Source organism: Streptomyces sp. NPDC006265 (assembly GCF_040613555.1).
GTDB lineage: Bacteria > Actinomycetota > Actinomycetes > Streptomycetales > Streptomycetaceae > Streptomyces.
The window spans coordinates 1-3,828 of the sequence record NZ_JBEXSH010000860.1 but is presented as its reverse complement, the minus strand read 5'-3'; the positions used below and the strand labels follow the sequence as shown (position 1 = coordinate 3,828).

Sequence of the window (3,828 nt, the reverse complement as noted above, 5' to 3'; positions counted from 1 at the left end):
CGCCCCCCGGGTTGCCTCGTCCGGGCCGGGCCCGAGAGACGGATCGGCGTCGTCCGCGACAGCGGAGTCCACGCGGGAGGGCCCGACAAGCGGATCGGCGTCGTCCGCGAAAGCGGTGTCCATGTGAGCGGGCCCGGCGGGCTCCTCCACGGAGTCCGGAGGGTCCGGGAAGGGAGCGGCGGGCCGCGCCTCCGCGGGATCCAGCCAGTTCTCGGCCGGCGGAGCCGACTGCGCGGCGGCCAGGTCCGGCTCGGGGGCGGCCTGTCGCGCTCCCGAGCCTGCCGGGTGTGAGCCGAGGGCCACGGACTCGGCGTCGGCCCGGTGGGCCTGGTGGGAACCGTCGACGGCGGGCTCGGAGTGCCCCGCCAGGTAGGCCTCGTACAGGCCGGCGGCGGGCTGCTCGCTCATCTGCTCCACCTGGTGCGTGCCGGTGGCGACGGTCGTCTCGGCGGACGGCCGGGCAGACCCGTTCGGCCCGTCGGGTATGGCAGGTTCGTTCGAGCGGGGTGATGAAGAGCAGGTGGTCATACTCGCCTCCGTGGGAAGAGTGCGGCCGCTCCTGCGCCCCCCGTCGTGTGACGAGCGACGTTACGCTGACCACTACTAGGCGCCCCCGTCACCCCGTGCCACTCGGGTGAGCCGGCGGGATGACCACCCGTACGGAAAATGCGCCGACTCGCCGACATGTCGGGCTCCGGCCGCAATACAGCCGCCGGAAACGGGAATCCAGCTAAGGACACCCCGTGTCGCGGCATGCCAGGAGGAGGGCAACCCGTGGATACGACCACAAAGGTGATCATCCTGGCCGCGGTTCTCGCGGCCTTCGTCCTCGTCTTCGCCGTCGTGGTCCTGGTGCGGCTGGTCCGGACGCGCCGCGATCTGCGGCGCGCGGGACTGCCCACGGGCCCGCGCTGGGTCTTCTGGGGTGCGGTGCTCTATCTCGTGCTGCCCGTCGATCTGCTGCCCGACCCCGTGTACCTGGACGACCTCGGCATCCTGCTGCTCGCTCTGCGCACTGTCCGCGGCTCCCTCGGCGAACGGGAGCGCAGTACCGCACACCGGCCGGACCGGCAACTGGCCGATGACTACGGAAAGTAAGGAAACCAACCACCCGTTCGATTCGTATAAGTCTCTGGAAGCCGAAACAGGTCGGCGGACCGGGCGGCGGCGCCCCCGGCCCCTCGCCTGATCGGCGCAGTACCGACGAGGGAGAGACGATGCAACCGTTCGCGCTCAACTACGCGCGCCCGGCAGTGGAGTTGGAAGCTGCCGTTCCGTACGTGTACGACGCCGGACAGCAGCTGAACGTACTCCGCGACGGACGGGTCGCGGCCTCTGACTTCGCCCTGTTGAGAGAGTTCGGCACCACCACGTCCACCGCCGGCTCCAAGACACACTTCGACGACTGACCGCGGGCCGCCGACGATGACCGTACTGATCCTCACCTGCGAGGAGGACGTCACCGCGGACATGGTGGTCGTACACCTGAACGCGACGGGGGTTCCGGTGGTCCGGGTCGATCCCGCGGACCTGACCGGTGGTGTCGCGCTCTCGGGGGAGTACGTGCACGGCCGGTTCCGCGGCCATCTGTCCGCCGGGGGGCGGCTGGTGAGCATCGGAGGGCTCCGGTCCGTGTGGGTACGCCGGCCGGGCGTCCCGGCCGCGCGGGCGGCCCAGCCCTCCGCGTGGCTGACCGAGGAGGCCGCCCAGGCGCTCTACGGCATGCTGCGCAGCTCGGGCGTGCGCTGGATGAACGACCCCGACGCGGCGCGCCGGGCCCGGCACAAGCCGTGGCAGCTGCGTCTCGCCCAGAGATGCGGCCTGCCCGTGCCCGCGACGCTGATCACGACCTTCCCGCGCGCCGCCCGCGAGTTCGCGGAGCGCTACCCGGAGCTGGTGGTCAAGCCGGTGTCGGGCGCGCATCCGCAGGACCCTCCGCGGGCCGTCCCGACCAGCCGGGTCGCACCGGACGCGGACTTCTCGGCCGTCGCGTTCGGGCCGACGCTGTTGCAGCGGCGGATCACCAAGCGGGCGGACATCCGGCTCACCGTCGTGGGCGAGCGGATGCTGGCCGCCCGCAAGGCGACCGCCGACGACGCGGACCCGGACGAGGTCGACGTGCGGTTCGCCGCGCCCGGCTCGCTGTGGCTCCCCGTCGACGTGCCGTCCTGCATCGCGCCGGGCGTGCTGTCCTATCTGCGGGAGGCCGGACTGGCCTACGGGGCTTTCGACTTCGTGGAGGATTCCGACGGGACCTGGTGGTTCCTGGAGTGCAACCAGTCGGGGCAGTTCGGGTTCATCGAGGTGGAGACGGGTCAGTCGATCGCGCGGACCATCGCCGAATGGCTGGCCCGGCCGGTGCCGGTCCAGCCCTCCCATGTCAACGGTTCCGACACGGCGGTCCGTTGAGTACCCGGGCCCGGCGATCCCGGGCCCGCCCTGTCGTTCACTGCGGGCGCGGGCCGGGAAGCATGCCCGCGCGCTGCCAGCCCGCGCCCGGGGAGTGCGGACGGTCGTAGCCGAGGGACTGTGAGGGCCGCATGACCAGCTCCAGTTCCCTGCTCACACGTTCGGCCTCGCGGCGCACCTGTGTGGGTACGTCGCCGCGCTCCGCGATGAGTCGGTCGTAGATGGGGGAATCCTGGAACACCCGTCAACGTGCCTTTCTGCTCGTCGACCCCGTGATGGGGGCAGACTGCGAGTGTAGGCGGCGCGGTGTCCCGGAGTGTGAATTCCCTGGGATGACTTGACGCAGACCGGACATCCGTGACAGGCGAGGACGGGGCTTGTTCAGGCTCCCGTCGTGGAACCCGGCCGGACGATCATCAGGACGGTGACCGTGGCCCACGGCAGGTTGAAGATGCCGGCGAACATGGCGAGTTGCACGGTGTCCCGGTGGTCGGGGGCCTGCTCGTCCTTCAGCCGGTCGAGGAGTTCCTCCTGGCGGGGCAGGACGAAGGCCACCAGGATGCCGGCGGCCGGGGCGGTCAGGGCGATGGAGGTGATGAGCCATCCACTGCCGAGGACGCCCATCGCAGCCGCGGTCGCGAACCCGAGGGCCGGGACGGTCAGCCCGACACCGGCGTAGACACGGCAGATGCGGAGCAGGAGTGCCGGCGTGCCGATGCCGCCCCCGGGAGTCGCACGGCGCGTGGCGGGCGGGAACATGCCGGCCGCGACGGTCACGGGACCGACGGCGACGATGGCGGCCAGGACATGGAGGGACAGCAGGATCTTGGTCACCGGGGCTCTTTCCGTGAATGCGGTCGACGGGCCCACGCCAGGACGCCCCCGCGGGTGCACCCATGGGCTGGAACGACAGCTTCCAACGGGTTCTCGTGGATCTGTGCCTGCACATGATCCGCCGGGACCTGGGGTCGGCCGTCGCCGCGAACATCGCCCGGATGCCGGTCACGCCGCTGGAACGCGAGGGCGGGCAGGCCCAGTTCATCGTGCACGAGCACCCGCCGGTGCCGCGGGGGTCGGCGCTCGAACCGCTGCTGGAGTGGATCGAGGGACAACCTCGCGCACGAGGTGACACTGGGCGCACTGGCCGCGCGGGCGGGGATCAGCGAGCGGACGTTCAGCCGGCGCTTTCGCGAGCAGACCGGCACCACACCGCTGCAACGGCTGCTGCGGGCGCGGGTGCGGCCGCCCAGTACCTGCTGGAGAGCTCCGGCCACTGCGTCGAACGGATCGCACGCCAGGCCGGGTTCGGCTCGCCGACCGCGTTCCGGGAGCGGTTCCGCAAACGTGGTGGGCACCACGCCGTACGCCTACCATTCGGCGTTCCACGGGCGGACGAGCGCCTCGGCGGCCCCTGTCTAA

5 protein-coding genes and 2 pseudogenes are annotated in these 3,828 nt (G+C 71.5%); 4 read left to right on the top strand and 3 right to left on the bottom strand.

All coding sequences use genetic code 11. From position 1 onward, the window contains the following. Window positions 1-408 (bottom strand): annotated as a pseudogene (locus tag ABZ281_RS41585) (hypothetical protein); the annotation flags it as partial. A gap of 366 nt (window positions 409-774) precedes the next feature. On the opposite strand from ABZ281_RS41585, the gene ABZ281_RS41580 reads away from it, so the two are divergent. The 3 genes from ABZ281_RS41580 to tgmB all read left to right on the top strand — a co-directional run bounded on the left by ABZ281_RS41580 (window position 775) and on the right by tgmB (window position 2,409). After that, window positions 775-1,098 carry a YkvA family protein gene (locus tag ABZ281_RS41580; protein WP_356663130.1) on the top strand — a complete coding sequence of 108 codons (324 nt, stop codon included), beginning with the start codon at window positions 775-777 and terminating at the stop codon, window positions 1,096-1,098. Between the two features lie 119 nt (window positions 1,099-1,217). Continuing rightward, the gene (gene tgmA / locus ABZ281_RS41575) at window positions 1,218-1,409 is read left to right on the top strand and encodes a putative ATP-grasp-modified RiPP (RefSeq protein ID WP_329324999.1); all 192 of its coding nucleotides are present in this window, start codon (window positions 1,218-1,220) and stop codon (window positions 1,407-1,409) included. 16 nt (window positions 1,410-1,425) lie between these two features. Beyond that, window positions 1,426-2,409, top strand: coding sequence for an ATP-grasp ribosomal peptide maturase (gene tgmB / locus ABZ281_RS41570; protein ID WP_356663129.1), 984 nt, complete (start codon window positions 1,426-1,428; stop codon window positions 2,407-2,409). A gap of 37 nt (window positions 2,410-2,446) precedes the next feature. Here the strand turns inward: tgmB and ABZ281_RS41565 are convergent, their stop codons facing one another. Together ABZ281_RS41565 and ABZ281_RS41560 are read right to left on the bottom strand one after the other, a co-directional pair. Next, window positions 2,447-2,650 carry a hypothetical protein gene (locus ABZ281_RS41565; protein ID WP_356663128.1) on the bottom strand — a complete coding sequence of 68 codons (204 nt, stop codon included), beginning with the start codon at window positions 2,648-2,650 and terminating at the stop codon, window positions 2,447-2,449. Between the two features lie 140 nt (window positions 2,651-2,790). Beyond that, window positions 2,791-3,243 carry a hypothetical protein gene (locus ABZ281_RS41560; RefSeq protein WP_356663127.1) on the bottom strand — a complete coding sequence of 151 codons (453 nt, stop codon included), beginning with the start codon at window positions 3,241-3,243 and terminating at the stop codon, window positions 2,791-2,793. A gap of 95 nt (window positions 3,244-3,338) precedes the next feature. Between ABZ281_RS41560 and ABZ281_RS41555 the strand changes: the two are divergent. Continuing rightward, a pseudogene (locus tag ABZ281_RS41555) lies at window positions 3,339-3,828 on the top strand (helix-turn-helix domain-containing protein); the annotation flags it as partial.

Excerpts from the sequence above, each read along its gene's own strand:
- tgmA (WP_329324999.1), top strand. The coding sequence starts at position 1,218 with ATGCAACCGTTCGCGCTCAACTACGCGCGCCCGGCAGTGGAGTTGGAA.
- tgmB (WP_356663129.1), top strand. The coding sequence starts at position 1,426 with ATGACCGTACTGATCCTCACCTGCGAGGAGGACGTCACCGCGGACATG.